At 64.8% G+C, this 21,500-nt stretch carries 15 protein-coding genes and 2 tRNA genes; 9 read left to right on the top strand and 8 right to left on the bottom strand.

Annotation, left to right across the window (positions count from 1 at the left end):
- Positions 1-15: 15 nt before the first annotated feature.
- The 3 genes from BL8807_RS02895 to BL8807_RS02885 form a co-directional block, all read right to left on the bottom strand.
- Positions 16-1,335 (bottom strand): DUF805 domain-containing protein, encoded by a 1,320-nt coding sequence (locus tag BL8807_RS02895; RefSeq protein ID WP_094725311.1) that lies wholly within the window; start codon positions 1,333-1,335, stop codon positions 16-18.
- 97 nt (positions 1,336-1,432) lie between these two features.
- A complete protein-coding gene (locus BL8807_RS02890; protein ID WP_072726289.1) occupies positions 1,433-2,218 on the bottom strand; it encodes an ABC transporter permease in 786 nt (261 codons plus the stop codon).
- Between the two features lie 181 nt (positions 2,219-2,399).
- Positions 2,400-3,452, bottom strand: coding sequence for an ABC transporter substrate-binding protein (locus tag BL8807_RS02885; RefSeq protein WP_072726291.1), 1,053 nt, complete (start codon positions 3,450-3,452; stop codon positions 2,400-2,402).
- 547 nt (positions 3,453-3,999) lie between these two features.
- Here BL8807_RS02885 and gltX point away from each other — a divergent pair.
- From gltX to BL8807_RS02865, 4 genes are all read left to right on the top strand, one after another.
- Positions 4,000-5,520: a glutamate--tRNA ligase gene (gene gltX, locus BL8807_RS02880; protein ID WP_072726293.1), complete on the top strand. Its 1,521-nt coding sequence runs from the start codon at positions 4,000-4,002 to the stop codon at positions 5,518-5,520.
- A gap of 392 nt (positions 5,521-5,912) precedes the next feature.
- Positions 5,913-5,985 (top strand) — tRNA-Glu (locus tag BL8807_RS02875).
- Positions 5,986-6,024: 39 nt separating this feature from the next.
- A tRNA-Gln gene (locus BL8807_RS02870) sits at positions 6,025-6,096 on the top strand.
- Between the two features lie 316 nt (positions 6,097-6,412).
- On the top strand, positions 6,413-7,738 hold the full coding sequence (locus tag BL8807_RS02865) for a metallophosphoesterase (protein WP_072726295.1): 1,326 nt from the start codon (positions 6,413-6,415) through the stop codon (positions 7,736-7,738).
- A gap of 163 nt (positions 7,739-7,901) precedes the next feature.
- Here the strand turns inward: BL8807_RS02865 and BL8807_RS02860 are convergent, their stop codons facing one another.
- Entirely contained in the window at positions 7,902-8,690 is a 789-nt protein-coding gene (locus tag BL8807_RS02860; protein WP_072726327.1) for an IclR family transcriptional regulator, read from the bottom strand.
- A gap of 296 nt (positions 8,691-8,986) precedes the next feature.
- Between BL8807_RS02860 and leuC the strand changes: the two genes are divergently transcribed.
- Together leuC and leuD are read left to right on the top strand one after the other, a co-directional pair.
- Positions 8,987-10,390 (top strand): 3-isopropylmalate dehydratase large subunit, encoded by a 1,404-nt coding sequence (gene leuC, locus BL8807_RS02855; RefSeq protein ID WP_072726297.1) that lies wholly within the window; start codon positions 8,987-8,989, stop codon positions 10,388-10,390.
- Positions 10,391-10,571: 181 nt separating this feature from the next.
- Positions 10,572-11,252 carry a 3-isopropylmalate dehydratase small subunit gene (leuD, locus tag BL8807_RS02850; RefSeq protein ID WP_072726299.1) on the top strand — a complete coding sequence of 227 codons (681 nt, stop codon included), beginning with the start codon at positions 10,572-10,574 and terminating at the stop codon, positions 11,250-11,252.
- A gap of 347 nt (positions 11,253-11,599) precedes the next feature.
- Here the strand turns inward: leuD and BL8807_RS02845 are convergent, their stop codons facing one another.
- Both BL8807_RS02845 and BL8807_RS02840 read right to left on the bottom strand, forming a co-directional pair.
- Complete coding sequence (locus BL8807_RS02845; protein ID WP_072726301.1) at positions 11,600-13,447, bottom strand: PH domain-containing protein; 1,848 nt, start codon at positions 13,445-13,447, stop codon at positions 11,600-11,602.
- Positions 13,447-14,169 (bottom strand): PH domain-containing protein, encoded by a 723-nt coding sequence (locus BL8807_RS02840; RefSeq protein WP_159431897.1) that lies wholly within the window; start codon positions 14,167-14,169, stop codon positions 13,447-13,449. The genes BL8807_RS02845 and BL8807_RS02840 overlap by 1 nt, the downstream gene beginning before the upstream one ends.
- Before the next feature lie 215 nt (positions 14,170-14,384).
- On the opposite strand from BL8807_RS02840, the gene BL8807_RS02835 reads away from it, so the two are divergent.
- Positions 14,385-15,662: a sensor histidine kinase gene (locus BL8807_RS02835; protein ID WP_072726305.1), complete on the top strand. Its 1,278-nt coding sequence runs from the start codon at positions 14,385-14,387 to the stop codon at positions 15,660-15,662.
- Here BL8807_RS02835 and BL8807_RS02830 read toward each other — a convergent pair.
- Positions 15,637-16,368 (bottom strand): helix-turn-helix transcriptional regulator, encoded by a 732-nt coding sequence (locus tag BL8807_RS02830; protein WP_072726307.1) that lies wholly within the window; start codon positions 16,366-16,368, stop codon positions 15,637-15,639. The genes BL8807_RS02835 and BL8807_RS02830 overlap by 26 nt on opposite strands.
- Positions 16,369-16,670: 302 nt before the next feature.
- Here BL8807_RS02830 and BL8807_RS02825 point away from each other — a divergent pair, with 302 nt between their 5' ends.
- Positions 16,671-17,885, top strand: a complete 1,215-nt coding sequence (locus BL8807_RS02825; protein ID WP_072726309.1) for a beta/alpha barrel domain-containing protein — start codon at positions 16,671-16,673, stop codon at positions 17,883-17,885.
- Between the two features lie 395 nt (positions 17,886-18,280).
- On the top strand, positions 18,281-19,606 hold the full coding sequence (gene murA, locus BL8807_RS02820; protein ID WP_072726311.1) for a UDP-N-acetylglucosamine 1-carboxyvinyltransferase: 1,326 nt from the start codon (positions 18,281-18,283) through the stop codon (positions 19,604-19,606).
- Between the two features lie 224 nt (positions 19,607-19,830).
- Here the strand turns inward: murA and BL8807_RS02815 are convergent, their stop codons facing one another.
- Positions 19,831-21,372 carry an MFS transporter gene (locus BL8807_RS02815; protein ID WP_083570248.1) on the bottom strand — a complete coding sequence of 514 codons (1,542 nt, stop codon included), beginning with the start codon at positions 21,370-21,372 and terminating at the stop codon, positions 19,831-19,833.
- Positions 21,373-21,500 lie beyond the last annotated feature (128 nt).

Below are 21,500 nucleotides of genomic sequence, written 5' to 3'. Positions count from 1 at the left end.
TACGTATGTTGGCGACTACCGTCCGTACTGGCTTTGGCCGTACGGGGACTGGCCGCTGTCGCCGTCGTCCTGCGGCTGGCCATACTGGGCCGACGGGGCGGCCTGTCCGTACGGGTCGGTCTGTCCGTACTGGGCCGATGGGGCGGCCTGTCCGTACTGATCGGCCTGTCCGTACGGGGCCGACGGATCGGCTTGACCGTACGGCGCGGACTGGGGCGGCTGGGAATATCCGCCATAGGGGTTCTGCTGGCCGTAGCCCATCGGCTGCGTGGGCGTTCCCTGTACGGGCATCCCCGGCATGGGCTGCTGGGGCATCGGCTGATACGGCATGTAATCGTCGTCGAAGCGCGCGCCCTCAGGCTTGGTCGCCGACGCCATGAACACGATATAGACGACGAATGCGATCAGGCTGATCAGTCCGCCGAGGAACATCACACCGAGGCCACCGGTCGCGAAGTCGGCATAGTCTGCGCTGCCGTAGCTGCCCACCGCGCCGAAGAAGAACGCGCCGCCGCCGGCCACTATGATGATCGTGCCGATGCACATCACGCCATAAAGAACGGCCAGCCACCAGCCGGGCTTGTTCGTGTCGTGCAGACGGCGCACGGCCAGCGCCAGTCCCGGAACCAGCGTGGCGATCACCCACAGGGTGCTCAGGAACGACAGTCCGTTCTCGCCGCCGTCGGTGATGATCTGCAGCACGACGTCGACGGCGGCGGCGCACAGCACCCACCACCAGAACTCGCTGCGTGAGGCGCGGCCTTTGAACACCGCGTATTTCTTCCAAAAGCGCAGGAACGCCTCGGGAAGGGGACAACCGTAATACGGCTTGTTCAGCGGCGGCGCGCCACCTGCCTCGGTCGCGTACGGAGCGCCGGCATACGCGCCGGAGGGCGCGCCGTACGGTTGCGCGGGCGGGGCATACGCGTTGGCTGGATTGCCGTACGGGTCGCCGCCGTACGGTTGCGAGGGCTGCTCGTACGCGTTGGGTTGCGTGTAGGGATTGGACTGGTCGTACGGGTTGGTCTGGGCGTACTGATCAGGCTGGGCATACGAACCGGGCTGGGCGTACGGATCAGACTGGGGCGCGACCGCTTGGTATTGCGGCACCTGCGCGGTGGAATCGGCCGGTTGCGCGGTGGAATCGGCTTGGCCCGCGTACTGGACGGGTGATTGCGTGTACTGCGGGGTCTGCGGTGCGGTCTGGTCATATTGCGGCAGCGGCGGCACTTGCGGTACCTGCGGCATTTGCGGCGTCTGCGGGACTTCCGTCGGCTGGGCCCCGGTGCCCGGCGCTGGATCCTGCGGTTGCGGGTTTTGGTTGGGATCAGTCATTGACTCCCCTTTCTCAAGACGGATGGCGTCTCCACCATTCTCGCATATTCCGCCCGAGACCCACGGGTTTCCACGGGTATTGCCCGTGGCGGGAACGTCAGTCGCCGGACTCGTTGAAGGCGATGGTGTCGTCCGGGCCGAGCAGGACGCGCTCGAGAAGCGAGATGGCGCCGATCAGCAGGCCCGTCATCGCGACCACCGCCACGGTGGCGGAGAAGATCAAGGGGGTGCGGAAGGAGTTGAACGCGGCCTGCAGCCAGATGCCCAGACCGTTCATCGCGCCGAGATATTCCGCGGTGACCGCGGTGCCGAACACGTAGGCGGCGGTGATGCGCACGCCGCCGAAGATCTGGCGCGCGGCGACCACCAGTTTCACATGGATCAGCGTCCAGCCGCGGGTCGCGCCGCAGGTGAGCGCCACATCCTCATAGAATCGCGGCACCGCGTTCAGTCCACGTGCGGTCTGCACGGCCACGGGAAAGACGCCGAACACGGCGACGATCACGATTTTGCCGAACGTCGCGAAGCCGAACCAGATCATGAACAGCGGCGCGATGGTGATCAGCGGAATCGTCTGCGCGCCCACCAGCAGCGGTGTGCACGCGCGGTCGAAGGTGCGCCACAGATGCAGTCCGATGCCGATCGCCAAACCGGCCGCCACGGCGATTAGAAAGCCGGTCAGCGCCTCGTAGGCGGTGATGGCGGAGGCCTCCATCAGCTCCGGCCAAGTGTCCGCGATGGAGGCCGCGATCTGGCTGGGAGCCGCGAGCACCCGTTCGGAGACGTGGCCGAGCCGCACCGCCGCCTCCCATACTGCCAGCAGCGCGGCGACGGTGATCGTCGGCGGGGCGATACGGGCGGCAAGCGATGCGCGGGCGGTCATACGTCTCTCCTAACGGGTGTGTTCTTGTCTATTGTGCGGAGCCGTCCCTCATCCGTCATCCTGAGCGGAGGCCGTTAGGCCGGAGTCGAAGGATCTCATCTGCTTTGATTTGTAGGGCGTGAGATCCTTGCGCCTCGCTACGTTCCGCTCAGGATGACGAAAGGACTTTCGGGAATGCGGGCTATTGCGCGAACTCGTTGGTGGCGAGGTCCTCGGCCTGCGGGGCCTGTGCGAGGGGATCGCCGTCGGCGTCCGTATAGGTGCCGGCTTCGTACTGGAAGTCGAGATAGGCCTGGGCATCGTCGAAGTTCACGGTGCCGGGCAGCGACGTGGCGTCGCCGTCGGTCCAATAGGCGCCGTCGAGAATCTCCTGCATCGAAGCCTTGACGAGCGTTTCGTCGAGCTGCGCCGTGGAGGCGGCCTCCACCAGAATCTCAGCGGCCTCGTCCGGGTGGGCGAGCGCGTAGTCGTAGCCGCGCTTGGTCGCCTCGATGAACTTACCCAGCGCCTCTTTGTTGCCGGCGTCGTCCAGCCAGGAGGATTTCACCGCGAAACCAAGCTGGTCCGGATTGCCGGGCACACCCCAGTCGCCGGCCACGAAGCAGTTCAGCGCCGGGCCGTTGAGTTCGGACTCCACGTTCTCCCACGTGGCGTAGAACCCGCCGAAATCACCCTGACCCGAGGTGAGCGTCTCGAAGGTGCTGGTGCCGGCCGTGGCGGTTTCGAACTCGCCGGTGCCGCCCGCGTTCTTGATCATTTGCTGGACGACCGCGGTCTGCTCGGCCGAGCCGAAGCTCACGAAGGTTTTGCCGTCGAAATCCTTCGGCGTGGTGATGTCGGTGCGGGAGGCCAGCGAGCACCAGCGGGCCACCTGCTTCTGCGTCAGATCGAACACGAACTTCAGATCGGAGCCCTGCGCGTTGAACGCCGCTACATTGCTCAACGTGGTGAAGCCGACGTTCGCCACGCCGTTCTCCACGCTGACCTCGGCGCCGGCCTGGGCGGTCGGCAGAATCGTCACATCCACGCCGGCCTCGTCGTAATAGCCCAGTTCCTGCGCCACATACAGGCCGATATGGTTCGTGTTCGGCGTCCAATCCAGCATGAACGACACGGAGGCCGTGGAGGAGTCGGACGAACCGGCGGTGTCATCGCCGCCGCAAGCGGCAAGAGAGGCGATCAGGCAGGCGGCTCCAACCACGGCCGCGGCCTTGCGCAATTCCATCTTCTTCATCTATTCACCTTGCTTTCCGCGCGTTTCCGCGCGCTAACAGGCCTGAAGCGGAAGCGACGGGAAGGTGAGGAGCCCGCGCGCGCATCAGACCATCGTGTGGCGGAACCCTCTGCGGGCGAATCGTGCCGACGCGGGCCGGACGCTGCGCGTCCAACCGCCGTTCGCGGTCATCCCGCCCGATGAGGCCGGTCGATTCCCACGGAACGTCGCCATGCGGCGACGGAGTGTTCCGCACATGAATATCTACTGATGTGTGGCACGGCTGCTGCCACCAACCGCGCGAACGCAACCCATTATAGGGAAGGCGTGGCCATCGGCGCGCGTCCGGGCCGGACGCCCGGTTCCGGTAGGGGGCGGCCGTGTTAGGTGTGTTGGTGTGCCACCCCTTTGCGGTGTTTTGAGGTGAGTCCGGGGTGGCCATGTTGGCCGTGCTGGGTGTGTTGGGTGCGTCGGGCGTGTTGGGTGTGATTGGGCCGTCGAAAGCGGCGGCTCCACGAGCGATTGCGACCTCGGGCGCGCGTCCGAACTACGGGGCACAATATGCCTTATGAGTGAAGCTGAAAACACCAAACCCGAACTGCCCGAGAACGTCCGCGTTCGATTCTGCCCCTCGCCGACCGGCACCCCTCACGTCGGCATGATCCGCACCGCCCTGTTCAACTGGGCCGAGGCGCGCGCCACCGGCGGCACCATGGTCTTCCGCATCGAAGACACCGACGCCGAGCGCGACAGCGAGGACAGCTACAACCAGATCGTCGAATCCCTGCGCTGGCTGGGCATCGACTGGGACGAAGGCATCGACGTGGGCGGCCCGCACGGCCCCTACCGCCAGTCCCAGCGCTCCGAACTGTACAAGGACGTCGCCGCCAAACTGCTTGAGGCCGGCTACGCCTACGAATCCTTCTCCACCCCGGACGAGATCAAGGAACGCAACCTCGCCGCCGGCCGCCCCGAAGCCTTCGGCTACGACGGCTACGACCGGAATCTGAGCGAGGAGCAGAAGGCCGCGTTCCGCGCCGAAGGCCGCCAGCCCGCGCTGCGCCTCAAGATGCCCGACGAGGATGTGGTTTTCGACGACCTGATCCGCGGCACCATCGAATTCAAGGCCGGAAGCGTGCCGGACTATGTGATCGTCAGGCCGAACGGCGACCCTCTGTACACGCTCACCAATCCGGTGGACGACGCGCTGATGGAGATCAACGTCGTGCTGCGCGGCGAAGACCTGCTCAGCTCCACCCCGCGCCAGATCGTGCTCTACCGCTACCTCATGGAGCTTGGCATCGCCAAGCAGATGCCCGTGTTCGGCCATATGCCGTACGTGATGGGCCAGGGCAACAAGAAGCTTTCCAAGCGCGATCCCGAATCGAACCTGTTCAACCACCGCGACAACGGATTCATCCGCGAGGGCCTGCTCAACTATCTGGCGCTGCTCGGCTGGTCGATCGCGCCCGACAACGACGTGTTCTCCATGGACGAGATGGTCGCGAAATTCGACGTGCGCGACGTGAAGGCCAACCCGGCCCGCTTCGACATCGACAAGGCCATTTCGATCAACGCCGAGCATATCCGCATGCTTGAGCCGGCCGACTTCCTGGCCCGCGCGGTGCCGTACCTGCATCGCGACGGCGTGGTGTCCGCGGAAACGTGGGACGCGCTCACCGATCGTGAACGCGAGATCCTGACCGCCTCGGCCGAACTCGTGCAGCCGCGCGTGCGACTGCTGGGAGAGGTGGCCGGCATGGTCGGCTCGCTGCTCAGCGAGGAGGGCTACATCGAGCCGGAGGACGACGCGCGCAAGACACTGAAGGACTCCGCCGCCGACGTGCTCGACAAGGCCATCGCCGCGCTCGAAGGGGCCGACGAGGCGAATTGGAAGGCCGAACCGCTGCATGAGCTGCTCAACGTGGCGCTGATCGACGAAGGCGGCTACAAGCCGCGTCTGGCCTTCGGGCCGGTGCGCGTGGCCGTGTCCGGACGCCGCGTGAGCCCGCCGCTGTTCGAATCCATGGAGATTCTCGGCAAGGAGATCACCATCGCGCGTCTGAAGGGGCTGCGGGCGCATCTGTGACGCTGGGGCGGTGTGGAATCGCTGTGTCGGAGGAGACCCTTGCGGGTCTCCTCCTTTTTGTTTTGCGGAGGTCTTCGTCATCCTGAGCGGAGGTGTTCTTCTTTCTTTTGTCATCCTGAGTGGAGCGAAGCGGAGTCGAAGGATCTCAGGCCCGCCCACCAACAAGACTGAGATCCTTCGACTCCGGCTCTGCCTCCGCTCAGGATGACGTTGATGATGGGTTTGTCAGGTGACAGCCCACTGGGCTTTCCTCCTCCTCGCGTCGCGCGCTTATGTCTTTCCGAAGGAAAGACGGCGCGCGACACGCCGGGCTTGCGCTTGGGCTTGGAGTTGCGTATATTAATCACTCGTTGCGCGGCACACAGCCAAGCGACACAGTGAAAACTGAATACGCCCCCATCGTCTAGCGGCCTAGGACTACGCCCTCTCACGGCGCCAACACCGGTTCAAATCCGGTTGGGGGTACGACGAAACGACTTCTTAGAAGTTATTCGCCATGCCAATTGGGGTGTGGTGTAATTGGCAACACAGCTGATTCTGGTTCAGCCATTCTTGGTTCGAGTCCAGGCACCCCAGCGAATGAATCCCTACGGCGGATGCCGCAGGGATTTTTCATATCATCCGCCTCACTCGATTCGCCGGCGGACAATCCACACGCCGAACCCAGCGATTCCAGTCGTCGCTCATATCGGTTCCTTCCGGCTCGGGTTACAGGCCAATTCGGGTTATAGGCCAAATTATGTGTCCGGCTGTTCCTGTTATTCGGTGGCGTCGGGGTAGGGACGTGGATGTGGAATTCGTTCCAGTCGATGCCGGTGCCTACGGGAGTCCGACGATGTGCGGCAGCTCGACGGAATCGCGCGTCGGCCCACTCTGCATTAAGGTGGAGCCTATGACGGAATCACAGCGCGCGCCCGAAGGCCTATCGACCAAGCCCCGCATCAAACCCGCCGACGCGGGCGACACCCGGCCGGTGTCGGTGTCGGCGCGGCTGGGTCGGCTGCAATTCCACAATTCCGGCAAATTCCGCGTTCTGCAGATCTCCGACATTCAGGACGGGCCGAAAATCGCCAAAGACACCATCGCGCTAATCGAAGCCTCGCTTGACACCGTGCGGCCCGATTTGGTGATCTTCACCGGCAATCAGATCGCCGGATACGACCCCGCCTTCGCCGAAACCTTCCGCAAGCGGCGTTGGAGCGGCGCGCGTGCCGATGCCGACGGCTCGGGCGAATCGAACGGCTCAGGTGGGGGGAACGGTCCGGATGAGGCGACGTTGGACCGCACGCGCGATCTGGTGCGCCGCGCCGCGGCGCAATTCCTGGAACCGCTGGTCTCGCGTGGCGTGCCCTTCGCCGTGACCTACGGCAATCATGACTTCCAATGCGGTCTCGACAACGCCGAACTCGACGCCATCTACCGCGAATTCCCCGGTTGTCTGAACGCGCCGCCCTCACCTGACCATCTCATGCCTGAACAAACCGTGCATACGTGCGCTCCCGGCACCCTCGCCCTGCCGGTGGCCTCCGCCGACCGCGCCGGCAACGTGCTCGGTGTGGTGCTGGTCGATTCCGGCGACTATGTGCATGGCGGCGGATTCGCCTCCCCCTCGGACGAGGCGTTGGCGTTCCTGCGCGAAGTGCCGGCGAAGATAGGCGCGCCCTCGCTGGTGTTCCAACATATGCCGTTGCCGCAGTACTATGATGTGCTCTCCCCGGTCGCCTCCACGGCCGCCTTCGCCATGCAGGGGTATCGCGCGCACGATTACGCGTATTTCGTCTTGGACGGCGAGAAGACGCAGCCCGGCGGTTATCTTGGCGAGGGCGTGAGCTGCCCGGACGAGGACTGCGGCGAATTCGATATGCTACGCGGCGACCACGGCGGTTTCATCGGCGTCTCCGCCGCGCATGACCACCGCAACGGATTCGTGGGTGAACTGGATGGGCTGTTGCTTATCGCCACGCCGACCTGCGGATTCAACACCTATGGGCCTGCGCCGGCGAAACGCGCCACCCGACTGATCGAATTCGACATCCGCCACCCGTACCAGCCGCGCACACAGCTGTTGGAATTCGGTGAGATCGTCGGCAAACCCAGCTCGAAAAAGGCCTACACCTACGCGTTGAACCAGAAAGCCCCGCAGGATGGCGAGGGCGACGATCTGCTGCGCAAACCCAGCCTGTGGCGTCGTGTGACCGCATGGCTGGCGCGCCGCTGAATAACGAGTTGGCACTTGAGGCCTCCAGTTGGCACACCCCTACCGGTGCCGCGACCGGAAACCCTAGTGTTTCCGGTCGGGCTATGAAGGAGTGGGTGCCAACTGGAGGCCTCAAGTGCCAACTGGTTGAATGAGATGTGTCCGGATGCCTTCGGCAGGAGGATTAGCGGCCGGATGAGGCCTTGATCAGCGCGTCGGTCAGGTATTTGCCGGCGGCCATCACCAGCGGCGCGTAGCGGCGTCCGGGCGAGGTGGACATGCGCCCGGTGGGGCCGGAGATGGAGATTGCGGCGATCACCTGGCCGGAGGCGTTGCGGATCGGCGCGGAGATCGAGCACACGCCCTCCTCGCGTTCGTTGATCGACTCGGCCCAGCCGCGCTTGCGCACCTGGGTGAGTTTCGCGGCGGTGAACTTCGCGCGGCGCAGTCCCTGATGCAGACGTTCGGAATCCTCCCATGCCAGAAGGATTTGGGCGGCGGAGCCGGCCTCCATCGACAGCATCGCGCCCACGGGAATGGAGTCGCGCAGACCCGAGGCGCGTTCCACGGCGGCGATGCACACGCGCTGGTCGCCCTGACGGCGATAGATCTGCGCGGATTCACCGGTGCGGTCGAGCAGCGTCTGCAGAATCGGGCCGGCCGCGGTGAGCAGACGGTCCTCGCCGGCGGCGGCGGCCAGTTCGGCGAAGCGCGAGCCAAGCACGAAGCGTCCGTGCTGGTCGCGCAGCACGAAGCGATGGCGTTCGAGCGCGATGGCCAGACGGTGCGCTGTGGGGCGCGCGAGCCCGGTGGCCGCGACCATCTGTCCGAGGGTGGACGGTCCCGATTCGAGCGCGTCGAGGATTTTCACGGTTTTGTCAAGCACGCCGACGCCGGAATGGATCTCGCCATCATCTTCGGGGGGCGATGGGGTAGGGGCGTCGGTGGCGGGAAGTGTGTCATCAAGCGGCATATCGTCCGTATTCTCAAGTTCGGTGGGAGAAGTCATAATCGACGATTATGCCATCTCACATTGTGAAATACCAAATCGTGCAGATGTCCACAGGGTGAGAATCCAACGCTTGAGACGGCCACATAGCGGTCTTGGGTGAGCGAAACGGTGAGATTTCAACGAAACGGCGCGATGCGCGCCAATGCTATCTCATATACCGGCCCCGGCATGAAGTTTCCGGTTCGGCCCAATACGCTGGTTACCACGAACAAGGCGTGAGCACAAGACCTCGCGCGAGAAATCGAGGAGGAACCCGTATGGGAACGACACTGGCCGAGAAGGTCTGGGCCGATCATCTGGTACGCAAGGGCAGCGACGGAGCGCCCGACCTGCTGTACATCGACCTGATGCTCATGCATGAGGTCACCAGCCCGCAGGCGTTCGAAGGACTGCGGCTGGCCGGCCGCACGCCGCGCCATGTGGACCAGCTCATCGCCACCGAAGACCACAACACCCCCACGGTCGACATCGACCGTCCGAATCCGGACGAGACCAGCGCGCTGCAGCTGACCACGCTGGAGAGGAACTGCAAGGAATTCGGCGTGCGTCTGCATCCGCTGGGCGACGCCGACCAAGGCATCGTGCACGCCTTCGCCCCGATCCTGGGCCTCACCCAGCCGGGCATGACCATCGTGTGCGGCGACTCGCACACCTCCACGCATGGCGCGTTCGGCGCGCTCGCCTTCGGCATCGGCACCTCCGAGGTGGAGCATGTGATGGCCACCCAGACGCTGAGCCTGAAGCCGTTCAAAACCATGGCGATCAACGTGGAGGGCGCGCTGCCCGAAGGCGTGACCGCCAAGGACATCATTCTGGCGATCATCGCGAAGATCGGCACCGGCGGCGGCCAGGGCTACGTGCTCGAATACCGCGGCGAGGCGATTCGCCAGCTGTCGATGGACGCGCGCATGACCATCTGCAACATGTCGATCGAGGCGGGCGCGCGCGCCGGCATGATCGCCCCCGACGAGACCACCTTCGAATACCTGAAAGGCCGCCCGCACGCGCCCGAAGGCGAGATGTGGGACAAGGCCGTCGAATACTGGAAGACGCTGCGCACCGACGACGACGCCGTCTTCGACGCCGAAGTGACGCTGAACGCCGCCGACCTGCAGCCGTACGTGACCTGGGGCACCAACCCCGGCCAGGGCCTGCCGATCACGGCGAGCGTGCCGGTGCCCGAGCGGATCGCCGACGCCACCAAGCGCGCCGCCGCCGAACGCGCCATCGCCTACATGGGTTTGGAGCCCGGCATGGCCATCAAGGACATCGCCGTGGACACCGTGTTCATCGGCTCCTGCACCAACGGCCGCATCGAGGATCTGCGCGCGGCCGCCGCGATTATGAAGGGCCATCACAAGGCCGAGTCGATCCACCGCGTGCTCGTGGTGCCCGCCTCCGGCCGCGTGCGCCTGCAGGCGGAGGAAGAGGGACTCGACAAGGTGTTCAAGGACTTCGGCGCGGAATGGCGCAACGCCGGCTGTTCGATGTGCCTGGGCATGAATCCGGACAAGATGGTGCCGGGGGAGCGTTCCATCTCCACTTCGAACCGCAACTTCGAGGGGCGTCAGGGCAAGGGCTCTCGCACGCACCTCGCCTCGCCGCAGGTGGCCGCCGCGACCGCCATCCGCGGCACGATCTCAAGCCCCGCCGACCTCTAAACCCAACCCGAAAACCCGCATATGCGAGTTTGGTGCGCACGGTTGGAAAACCGGGCGAAAACCGAAAATGGAAATGGCTTAATTCCGCCGTTTCTGATGTTCGGATTCCGTCTGGTTTCCGATTCGGGCACACCAAACTCAGCAAGGCCCCCGCGTGGGGCCCGAAAGCAAGGACAAACCCATGGAAAAACTGACTACGCTGACGGGTGTGGGCGTGCCGCTGCGCCGTTCGAACGTCGATACCGACCAGATCATCCCCGCCGTGTTCTTGAAGCGCGTCACTAAGACGGGCTTCGACGACGCCCTGTTCTACGCCTGGCGCCGCGATCCGGAATTCGTGCTCAACCAGAGCGAGTTCGCCAAAGGCCAGATTCTGGTGGCCGGACCGGAATTCGGCATCGGCTCATCCCGCGAGCATGCGGTGTGGGCGCTGCACGACTATGGATTCCGCGTGGTGATCGCGCCGAGCTTCGCCGACATCTTCTACGGCAACACCGCCAAGAACGGCGTGCTGGCGGCTCTTATGCCGCAGGAGTCGGTCGAGCTGCTGTGGAAGCTGCTCGAAGAGGAGCCCGGCCGCGAGATGACCGTGGATCTGGAGCAGCGCACGGTGACCTGCGGCGACGTGACCCTGCCCTTCGAAGTCAACGACTACACCCGCTGGCGTTTGATGAACGGCTACGACGACATCGACCTGACGCTGCAGCATGAGGACGACATCGCCGCCTACGAGGCGATGCGCGCCGAGAAGTTCCCCTTCAAGCCCAAGACGCTGCCCGCCAAGCATCTGCCCGAGCAGCGCATCGAATCCGCCCGGGACGTGGAATATGAATGGTCAGGTCCGTTGTCTTCTTGCAACTAGTGTTGCGAGAAGACTGGTGGACAGCACAGTGTGCTGTCCACCAGGACCTGAGCTGGGGGCACCCGTGACAACGGGTGCCCCCAGCCAGTATTGAGCCGGCCGCAGGCCGTCCCTAATTGCAGGACCGGGTCCGTTGTCGGCTCGCGCCAGAGCATCTCATTTGTTGGTCATCCTGAGCGGAGCACGAAGTGCGGAGTCGAGGGATCTCGTAGCGATAGTCGTTCAGAGATCCCTCGACTCCGCTCCGCTTCGCTCAGGATGACGGAGAGAGATGCTTCGCTTGGAACGGTGGGATAAGGGGTGCTCGGGATGACAGGCAAGGCCCCATCGAGAAGCGCTTCGTCCGTTCAGACTTCCGGAGCCGCCCATTCGGCCAGTTCGGCGACGTGTTTGCTACGGATGGCGTGGAAGCGCAATTCACTCTGTCCGTTCATCACGAACAACGGCATGGACACCTGTTCGACGCCGTTCGCCATACGCCACGGCGTGGTGGTGCGCCGCACGCTTTGCACGCGTGACCGTCGGGTGAACATCGTGCGTTCGCTGAGCGCGCTTGCGCCGGTGACCGCGATGCGCATGGGGGTATGGCGTGCATGGCTCACCTTGCCATCCAACGCGCCCGTGCCGTCGGACCGCAGCTCATAGCCTTCCGTGCGGGCCTTGAGCCAACGGCAGGCGAGCCACCAGACGGTCGCCACCACCCCGGCCGCCACGGCCCACCACCATGGATTGGCATATGCCGGCAGGTCAGGGAAGGTGACCAGCGCGGCGGCGAGGAAGACCAGCGTGACCAGTGTGCCGAGAACGGCAGGCGTGATCAGATAGTAACGTTCCAGCCCCCGGCCGGTGCGGATGACCTCCGGCTCGCGCACATCCCATTCGGGCAGCATGTCCCGCAGCGCGTCCCACACCCGCTTGTCGCTGATGACGGGCAGCACGTTCGTTCCCATCATGGCTTCGGCGTCGCCGGAGGCTGCGGTGCTGGTGCTGAGTCCCACCGCCGCCGAGCAGAGGTGCAGCGCCTTGCGCGGCAGCGATTGTTTGATGGTGATGGTCTGGATGCGGCTGACGGGGATGGTCATGGTGCGGCGGGTGAGCAGGCCGCGCGTCACCACCAGGTCGTCGCCGCGCCGCCATACTTCAAACCCGTAGAAGCGCAGCATCGAGGTGACGATGCTGACCGCCAGCAGGGCCGCGGCCACCGCCAAGGCCAATGCCGCGATGGCGAACGCGCCGCGCGCGACGAAGCCTCCGACGGAATCCGTGGCCACGTCGACCCAATGCGACGGCACAAGATCCTCCAGTTGCTGCACGAATCCCAAGACGACCAATGCGGCGGCGAAGACGCCGATATCGGTGGTCGCGAACAGGATGATGTCGCGCACCGACGCGCGGAACACCGGCCGATTGGGCGCATGCAGGCCGGTCGTGTGGGAGTCGCCCGTGTGTGGTTCGGTCGTGTGTGGTTCGGTCGTGTGGGGATTGAGTGCATGAGGTGTCAGGAGTATGGGATTGGTGCGATTCGAGGCGGCTGATTCTTTGCCGGTGCTTCCGCCAGATGCGCTGTCGGTCGTGCCGCCGGCCATGCCAGCGGGCCCACCCGCCATGCCAGCGGACGCACCCGCCTTGCCGGTGGCCGCATCGCCGCGGACGGCTGGCATGCTGATTGATGCGGCATCCCGCATCCCGACATCAGCCGGAACGCCTTGGTTCGTCGCCGTCTGCCGCAGCCGTTCCAATTCGAGTTGCAGCGCCACGGGCACCGCGTCCAGCGTGATGTCGACGTCGGCCGTGCCGCCGGACGCGACGGTGAGCCGAACCACGTTGAACGGACGCATATACCATGGGGTCGTCGCGCTGATCGCGTGGATCCGGTCGTATCCGATCGCGCGGCGCTTGCGGAAGAACAGTCCGGACCTGAACGACAGGCCGTCGGCATCCAGCCGGTAGCGCGTGTTCAGCCAGATGATCGCCGGACGGACGAGCACCGCCACCGCGGCCAGCACGAGCAGCGCCCACACCCACGGGCCGAAATCCCGCACGATGATCCTAATCGTCACCAGCAGCGACAGCGTCAGACTCACCATCGTCGTTATGGAATCGACCGATTCCACAACCAGCGCGGTCGGATGCAGACGGCGCCATGCGGGACCGGGCTGTGTGAGGTCCGGCGCGGAGTCGAACCGCCCGTCCATCACAGGTCCTCCTTCGCGGCGAGCACGCGCGCGGTGATGAGCTCCACCACCCGCTGCGCCTCGTCGACATCCAACGCCTCGATGGTGTGCTCGCCCACCGCGGTATGCACGATCACCGCCATCAGATCGAAGGCGCGCAGCACCGGCCCCTGCTTGGTGTCCACATGCTGCACGCGGTTGAACGGCACCGTGGTGGTCGAGCGCAGCAGCCAGCCCTTCTTGAGCACCAACTCGCGCTCGCCGATGGCGAAGCGGTTGAACGCGTACTGGTAGGCCGTCTGCAGCGGTTGCACGGCCAGCGAGACGATATCCACCGCGGCGACGACGCCGATGATCAGCCCCGGCCAGAATCCCCACCAATCATTGATCAGACAGACCGCGACGGCCGCGGCGCAACATGCCAATACCACAACCGTCGCAATCGCCTGGTTGAGCAGCCACACCCGCTTCACGCGAGGTGGCAGCGCTCGCCATTGACGCGACTGTTCACCCGTGGAACCCTCCGTACCAGCCCCGTTCGTTTCCGGCGAATCCCACGCGGTCGGCCATTCCTGCGGACGGGTCGACCGTTGGAGCGGACGTTGGGACGATGGCTGCGACTGCGGTTGGGCCAGCGATTGCGACTGCGGTTGGACCGGCGGCTGCGTCTGCGGCTGGGACTGTGGGTTGCGCATGGCCTCTCCTCGGGCGATGCGGTTGTCGGATTGCTGCGTGTGTTTCATAGGATTCACTGTATGTGCGTCCGACGGCCAACCCGCCCGGTTGTACACGTGCGTGGACAGCGCGAAACCGTCCGGCCGCAAACGTTGGCGGGGCGGAAACGCATGCGGTTGTACACGTGCGTGGACAGCGTGGGTTCGCGGACGATCCTGCGGATAAGGTGGGAGGGGCGGGCGGACGGTCCGCAAGAACGGTCCGCAAGAACAGGAGGCCGGACATGGATGTGCGTGTGGCGGACGGCTGGCGACGGCTGAAACGATGGTGGCGCGAGACGGGCCTCCTCTCCAACGCATGCGCGGTCGGCATCGTGGCGATGCTGCCGCTGATGGCGCTCGCCCCGCCGAAAACCCCCGGCGACATGCTGGGAATGCTCGCCGGCATCGCATTGCTTGCGGCCCTGCCGTATATGCCGCAGGTGGTGGGGCCGGCCGGTTTGCCGCTATGTCTTGCGGCGACTTGGATGAGCGGCACGTCGCCGATGGATGTCGGCGTGGTGATCGTCTCCTTCTGCCTGTTCATCGCGATCGGCTATGCGCTTTCCGGATGGGTCAGCGCCGCGGTGGTGGTTGTGTATGCGCTGGTGGAAACCGTCTGTTCCGTGTACTTCGGCGCGCACAGCGCGGCGGTGAGCGGCGTACGCGGCTTCGTGCAGGGGTGGATCGATGCGGGGCGCGAGATGGGTACGGTGCCGCCGCCGAACGCGGCCGATCAGCCCGGGCCGTTGGCTTTGATGGTCAGCGGAACGCTTATCTCCATGATGGTCAGCGGATTCGCCGTGATTCTGGGCTATTCGTTCAGCTCGAACGCGACGGCCAACGCCCGGCTCGCCCGCGAGGAGGCGATGCTCGGGCGCATCACCCGCGAGCAGGAGATCGCCCATATGATTCACGATTCGGTGGCCAATGATATGTCCACCATCGCGATGCTCACCTGGCGCGCCAAAGGCGTCGAAGACGACACGCAGATCCTCGACGCGATCTACGAACGCTCGCATCACGCGCTCAACCGCGTGCACGAGGTCATCGACATCCTCAACGGCAAACGTGAACTGGATCCGCCGCGCCCCGCCGCCGAAGCGCCCGCGTTGGACGTCGCCATCGAGAATCTCATGGATGAGCAGGACCGACTGCTGCATATGCTGGGCTTCGTCGGCTCGTCGCATATCGAGGGCGACTTGCACGCCGACGTGGAGACGGACGATTCTCTACGCGAGACGGTGATGGCGCTGCTTGAGGAATCCTATGCGAATATCGTGCGCCATTGCCCGCCCGTCGAAGGAGGGGACGGCTACGGCGTCGCCGTCGATCTCGATGGCGACGTGATCCGCATCACCGCGACCAATCCGATTTCGCGCAAACCCGCGGTATTGCGCGGCATCCGCCACGGTCGGGGGCTGTCGCTGCACCGCACGGCCGTCGAGTCGCTGGGCGGCATGCTCGCCACCGGCGTGCAGGACGGCGTGTGGATTCTCAACGCCCGGATTCCAACCAGATAGCGATGGCGTGGGCGAGCGAGTTCGCGCCCAGCTTGTCCACCGCACGGTGCGCGTGCGTACGCACGGTCGACGTGGCGACGCCCCACTGCGCGGCGATCTGCTCGTACGACATGCCGCGCGACAGCAGATGCAGCGTCTCCGCTTCCTTCGCGCCCAACTTGGGGGCGGCGGCCTCCCGCGCATCGTCGAACGATCCGGCATCCGCCGAATCGGACCGCCCTGCGGATGGGCCGTGCGTCAGCCGCTCGTGCGCGCGCTCGGCGGTGAGGAACGTGGCCGGACGCGTGGGATCCGGATTGAAGACGCCTCCTGACGCGACCGCACGCAGCGCTTGGGCGAGCTGCGGAACATCCGCTTTGGACGCGATGCCTTGCGCGCCGGCCTCGGCGACCTGCTCGGCATAGGTGTTCGTTGCGAAAGCGGTGATCGCCAGCAGGCGCACGCGACTGGTGCGGGCGCGGATCTTGCGGCACACGCTCACGCCGGTCGACTCGCCCAGCGACATATCCACCATCAGCAGACGGGGACGGGTGTCGGGATCGAGCGCCTTGGCGATGGCCTCCTGCGCGGCGGCCGCGCCCCACATCCACTGCGCGCCGGGCAGCAGCTGCGGCAGAATCCCCTTGATCGCCAGCAGCGCCATACGGTCGTTGTCCACCGCCGCCACCGGAACCGGCAGGGCGGTCGCTCCCTTCGCTTCACTCATACGCTCCAGTGTACTGGCGGCGCGTTGGATTCGACGTATGCTCACAAGCGCCGTCAGCTTATGCAAACGAGACGTATGGTGGCGGTATGAGCACTGGCCGATCCTTGTTTTTCCTGCCGCTTCGCGAACGCCACCGTGCCATACGCGCGGTCGTGCTGTTTCCGTTTGCCGGAGCGGTGGCGGCATGAGCGCCGGATCGCCACCCATGCGGGCGGGCTGACGCGGGGCGCGTCACGGGTCGGTTTGTTGCGTGGCTGACGTATCGTGGAAGCAACGGAACCGACTGACTTTGGGACACCACTATGAGCGATTTTCAGCCGTTTTATGACGTCAATCTGACCTATGAGGACAACTACCGGCGCGGGCCGTTCGGCGCGTTCGCCGAAGCGCTCGCCGGACAAGGGGAAGAGGCGGGAATCCGGGCCGGATCCGGAGCATCCGCCGATACCGACGGTTCCAACGTTTCGGCCGTCATGCCAGTTTTGGAAACGCAGGTTTCTGAAACGCAGGGCGGTGACGCGGATGCAGTTGGCATGCCCGCCGAATCGTTCCTCGGCTTCCCCGTGAACCTGCCGTTCGGCATCCCCGCGGGGCCCCTGCTCAACGAGAAGTTCACCACGGCCGCGTTTCTCATGGGCTTCGATCTGGCCGTCTACAAAACCGTGCGCTCGCGGGCGTGGGGCTGCAACGCCTTTCCGAACGTGCTGGCCGTGCATCCGCGTTCGGCCGATGGCTCGCTGACGCCGGGGTCGGCGGAATTGGACGAAGGCGTGCTCGCCGACACCAATTACGAGCTGCCGATCTCCATTTCGAACTCCTTCGGCGTGCCCAGCCGCGATCCCGACGAATGGCAGCCGGATATGCGCAAGGCCATCGCCGCCGCCGGGACGGGGCAACTGCTGGTGCCGAGCTTCCAGGGATCGCGCGTCGAGGGGATGGATGAGGCCGCGTACATCGCCGACCATGTCACGACCGCCCGGCTGGTGTGCGAGACCGGCGCGGGACTGATGGAGATGAACACGAGCTGTCCGAACGAAGGGCACAACCGGTTGCTGTGCCATGATCCGCAACTGGTCGGGCGCATCACCGAAGCCGTGAAGAATGAAATCGGCGAGCGGCCGTTGGTCATCAAACTCGCCTACATCCCCGACGACGGCGCTTTGGAGACCATGGTGTGCGAAACCGCCGCGCGTGGCCGTGTGCAGGGGTTCTCGACGATCAACACCATCTCCGCGCGTCTGGTCGACGCCGACGGCAATCAGGCGCTGCCCGGCGCGGGACGTGAGCGTTCCGGCGTGTGCGGCAACGCGATCCGCGGCGCCGGACTCGACATGGTGGGGCGTCTCGCCGCGATCCGCGAACGTCTCGGACTGGACTTCGCGATCGTCGGCGTGGGCGGAGTCATCGAACCCGAAGACTACGACGCCTATCGGAAGGTCGGCGCGAACGCCGTCATGTCCGCAACCGGCGCCATGTGGGATGCGACGCTCGCCCGCCGCATCAAAGCCTCCCGCTAGTCCGACGCCCCGCCGTCCGGTTCCCGTTCTTATTCCGAGCGGATCATCCCTCCCACCGACGTTGTGGGCTATTTCGCATCCTTGTCGTTCCTTTTCCGTTTCCCCATCGTCATCCCTTTTCCGTCCCCATCGTCATCCCGAGCGCAGTCGAGGGATCTGAGAGCCTTTGCCGCACTGAGATTCTTGCGTCTCCGCTTCGCTCCGCTCTGGATGACGGCAGGTGCTGCGCTTGGGGCGATGAAAGGAGGGATGTTCCACTGCGGGTGGCGGCTCGAAACGCCCGGAATATCCTCAAAAGGTTCATCCGATGGCGCATTTCACGGGGCTAACACATGCGATATGGCAAACTGAGAACCAGTGTTTTCGCGAAAGCCCGAGAGTCGAAAGAGGTAGCTGTGGTCGAGAACGAAAATGACGTGCTGCATGTGGTGGGCGGCAAGCCGCTGAACGGCAAGATCAAGGTGCGTGGCGCGAAGAATTTCGTGAGCAAGGCGATGGTGGCCGCGTTGCTGGCTCCGGGCACATCGGTGTTGAAGAACGTGCCGGAGATCCGCGACGTGCATGTGGTGTCGGACCTGCTGCGCCTGCACGGCGTTGACGTGGACGTGAACGGAGACAAGGGCATCGTCACCATCAACGCGACGAACGTGCAGTTGGCCGATGTCGCCGACGTGGATACGCTCTCGGGCTCCTCCCGCATTCCGATCCTGTTCTCCGGACCGCTGCTGCACCGTTTGGGCGAGGCGTTCATTCCGGCGTTGGGCGGCTGCAACATCGGCGGCCGACCGATCGACTTCCATCTGGAGACGCTGCGCAAGCTGGGCGCGAACGTGGACAAGGAGCATAAGGACGGCATCCACATCACCGCGCCGAACGGCTTGACCGGCGCGAAGATCCACCTGCCGTACCCCTCCGTGGGCGCGACCGAGCAGACGCTGCTCGCCGCGGTGCTCGCCAAAGGCAAAACCGAACTGTCCGGTGCCGCGACCGAGCCGGAGATCATGGATCTGGTGGCCGTGCTGCAGAAGATGGGCGCGATCATCTCCGTGGACGTGGACCGCACCTTCCGTATCGAAGGCGTCAAGGAGCTCAAGGGCTACACGCACACCGCGCTCACCGACCGCATCGAGGCCGCGTCCTGGGCTTCGGCGGCGCTGGCCACGCATGGCGACATCTTCGTCAAGGGTGCCACGCAGCCCGAGATGATGACCTTCCTGAACGTGTTCCGCAAAATCGGCGGCGAATTCGACATCACGGACAAGGGCATCCGATTCTGGCATCCGGGCGGCGACCTGAAGCCCGTGGCCATCGAAACCGACGTGCATCCCGGCTTCATGACCGATTGGCAGCAGCCGCTGGTGGTGGCGCTCACCCAGGCGAACGGCCTGTCGATCGTGCATGAAACCGTGTACGAGAACCGATTCGGATTCACCAAGCCGCTGGTGCAGATGGGCGCGACGATCCAGCTGTACCGCGAATGCCTGGGATCCCTGCCCTGCCGCTTCCAACAGCGCAACTACAAGCATTCCGCGGTGATCTTCGGCCCCACGCCGCTGACCGGACGCGATATCGAGGTGCCGGATCTGCGCGGCGGCTTCAGCCATCTGATCGCGGCGCTGACGGCCTCCGGCCCGTCGAATGTGCGCGGCATCTCCCTGATCGACCGCGGCTACGCCGACTTCCGCGGCAAGCTCGCCGCCCTCGGTGCCGAAGTCGACTGATTCTTGGGTCTTGAAGTCGCTCGCGTAAAAGCTGTCGCTGAGTTTTAGTCAGCGACGCAAATTACGCGGACATCGCCCGACCTCCGTAAAAAACGCCGCTGACTCGCAATCAGCGGCGTTTTTTACGGAAGTCCGCCGTTTGCCGTGTAAAAACATTCACTGAGTGTGCGTCAGCGATAGGTTTTACGCGAGGCGATGTGGCGGGGTTGAAACGTTCTCCCGACTCAGTCGTCGAAATGGTGGAAGATCGGGGTGCCGATGAGGGTCAGCGCGATCATGGCCAGACCGGAGACGAGCAGCACGGCCGCGACCGGGAACCGGTCGTAGGCCCAGCCGTACAGCATCTGGCCGAGTGGCTGCGCGCACATGGCTAGCGAACTGGCCAGCGACATCACCTTGCCGGTCATCTCCTGCGGTGTGCGCAGTTGGATGGCGGGGATGGCGATGAGATTGGTGAAGCTGCAGGCGATCACCACGGCGCAGCTGAATGCGACCAGAACCGCGAGTTTCGCCCAGTTGCCGATCGGCAGCACGAAGGCGATGCCCTGCGGGATCAGGGCGAGGGCCAGCGCGTACAGCGACGGGGCCATATGGTCGATGGTGAGTCTGGCCGCGACAGTGCCGGCGATGAACGCGCCTGCCACGCCCGCCACGCCGAGTATTCCGTCGCTGAATCCGTAGACGGTGGCGTCGAAGCCGAGCACGGTGCGGATGATGTAAGGGAATCCGACCGCCGAATAGCCAGCGACGACGAAGTTGAGTATGGCGGCGAACATCATGAGTTTGAGGATGTTCGGTCGTTCGTATATGAGGAAGCGCACGCCGGCCTTGAGGTCGTCAAGCACCGAGGGCAGTGGGGTGTTCATGACGGTGACGTTTGGAGCAGTTCCGTCTGGAATGGTTTGGTCGGTTTGGTCGGGCTGAACAGGGAGATTGGTCTGATTGAGGAGATTGGCGGATTCGGCATGGTTGGCGGCTTCGGCCGCGGTGCCTGTGGCTGTCATGTGCGTGGTTGTCGCGTCCGTGACTGCCGCATCGGCGGCGCCGCGCGGGTTGCCGAGGCGGATGAAGCATTCGAGCGCGGCGGCGAGGACGAAGCTCGCGACGGCGATGCACATCATCAGGTGGATGCCGAAGAATGAATACAGCACGCCGCCGAGAAAGCTGGGCAGCAGCGAGGCGAGCTGCTGCACCTGGTTGACGACGGCCATGCCTTGGCGCAGCGTGCCGGAGTCTTGTCCACGTAGCAGTTGGGGGAGCGCGGCCTGCACGGTCGGGGTTTCGAACGCGCCGAGCACCGCGAGCAATATCTGCATGGCGGCCACGGCGGCGATGTTGAAGCCGAGCGCCGCGAACACCAGCGCGCACGCCAGCACCAGCGCGCCGGAGGCCGCGTCGAGCGCCACCATGATGGTGCGTCGGTTGACGCGGTCGGCGAGCACGCCGCCGAGAGGGGAGAGCAGAATCGTCGGCACGATGGAGACGGCCAGCACGGTGGCGAAGGCGGTGGCCGAGCCGGTTTCGTCGAGCACCCACATCGACATGGCGAATCGCAGCGTCATATTGCCGAACAACGAGATGCCTTGGCCCGCGACCAGCAGCACGAAATCGCGCGAGCGCAGCGGGCTGGTGTTGTTTCGATTGCTGTTGCGATGGTTGCGATTGTCGTGACCGTCGTGACAGATGCGGGTGCTGTGGGCTGCATACCTGTTAAGGCTGTCGCGGATATTACGACTTTCTGTGGGATGTGCGGAATCGCGGTTCATGGCTGCCTCCTTACATACCGACCGACGGTATGAATAATGGCCATGGTTATGGCCGGGTGATCGTGATGGTGGTATCGGTTGTGGATTATCGGCTGCGGGTTATCTGTATGGGTGCGGTCGGGACGTGG

Origin of the sequence: Bifidobacterium lemurum (assembly GCF_014898175.1) — a bacterium.
GTDB lineage: Bacteria > Actinomycetota > Actinomycetes > Actinomycetales > Bifidobacteriaceae > Bifidobacterium > Bifidobacterium lemurum.
The sequence above is the reverse complement of the archived record's forward strand: the minus strand, read 5'-3'. Positions and strand labels throughout refer to the sequence as shown.

Coding starts and splice junctions, on each gene's coding strand:
- BL8807_RS02895 (WP_094725311.1), bottom strand. CDS start 1,335: ATGACTGATCCCAACCAAAACCCGCAACCGCAGGATCCAGCGCCGGGC.
- BL8807_RS02890 (WP_072726289.1), bottom strand. CDS start 2,218: ATGACCGCCCGCGCATCGCTTGCCGCCCGTATCGCCCCGCCGACGATC.
- BL8807_RS02885 (WP_072726291.1), bottom strand. CDS start 3,452: ATGAAGAAGATGGAATTGCGCAAGGCCGCGGCCGTGGTTGGAGCCGCC.
- gltX (WP_072726293.1), top strand. CDS start 4,000: ATGAGTGAAGCTGAAAACACCAAACCCGAACTGCCCGAGAACGTCCGC.
- BL8807_RS02865 (WP_072726295.1), top strand. CDS start 6,413: ATGACGGAATCACAGCGCGCGCCCGAAGGCCTATCGACCAAGCCCCGC.
- BL8807_RS02860 (WP_072726327.1), bottom strand. CDS start 8,690: ATGCCGCTTGATGACACACTTCCCGCCACCGACGCCCCTACCCCATCG.
- leuC (WP_072726297.1), top strand. CDS start 8,987: ATGGGAACGACACTGGCCGAGAAGGTCTGGGCCGATCATCTGGTACGC.
- leuD (WP_072726299.1), top strand. CDS start 10,572: ATGGAAAAACTGACTACGCTGACGGGTGTGGGCGTGCCGCTGCGCCGT.
- BL8807_RS02845 (WP_072726301.1), bottom strand. CDS start 13,447: ATGGACGGGCGGTTCGACTCCGCGCCGGACCTCACACAGCCCGGTCCC.
- BL8807_RS02840 (WP_159431897.1), bottom strand. CDS start 14,169: ATGAAACACACGCAGCAATCCGACAACCGCATCGCCCGAGGAGAGGCC.
- BL8807_RS02835 (WP_072726305.1), top strand. CDS start 14,385: ATGGATGTGCGTGTGGCGGACGGCTGGCGACGGCTGAAACGATGGTGG.
- BL8807_RS02830 (WP_072726307.1), bottom strand. CDS start 16,368: ATGAGTGAAGCGAAGGGAGCGACCGCCCTGCCGGTTCCGGTGGCGGCG.
- BL8807_RS02825 (WP_072726309.1), top strand. CDS start 16,671: ATGAGCGATTTTCAGCCGTTTTATGACGTCAATCTGACCTATGAGGAC.
- BL8807_RS02815 (WP_083570248.1), bottom strand. CDS start 21,372: ATGAACCGCGATTCCGCACATCCCACAGAAAGTCGTAATATCCGCGAC.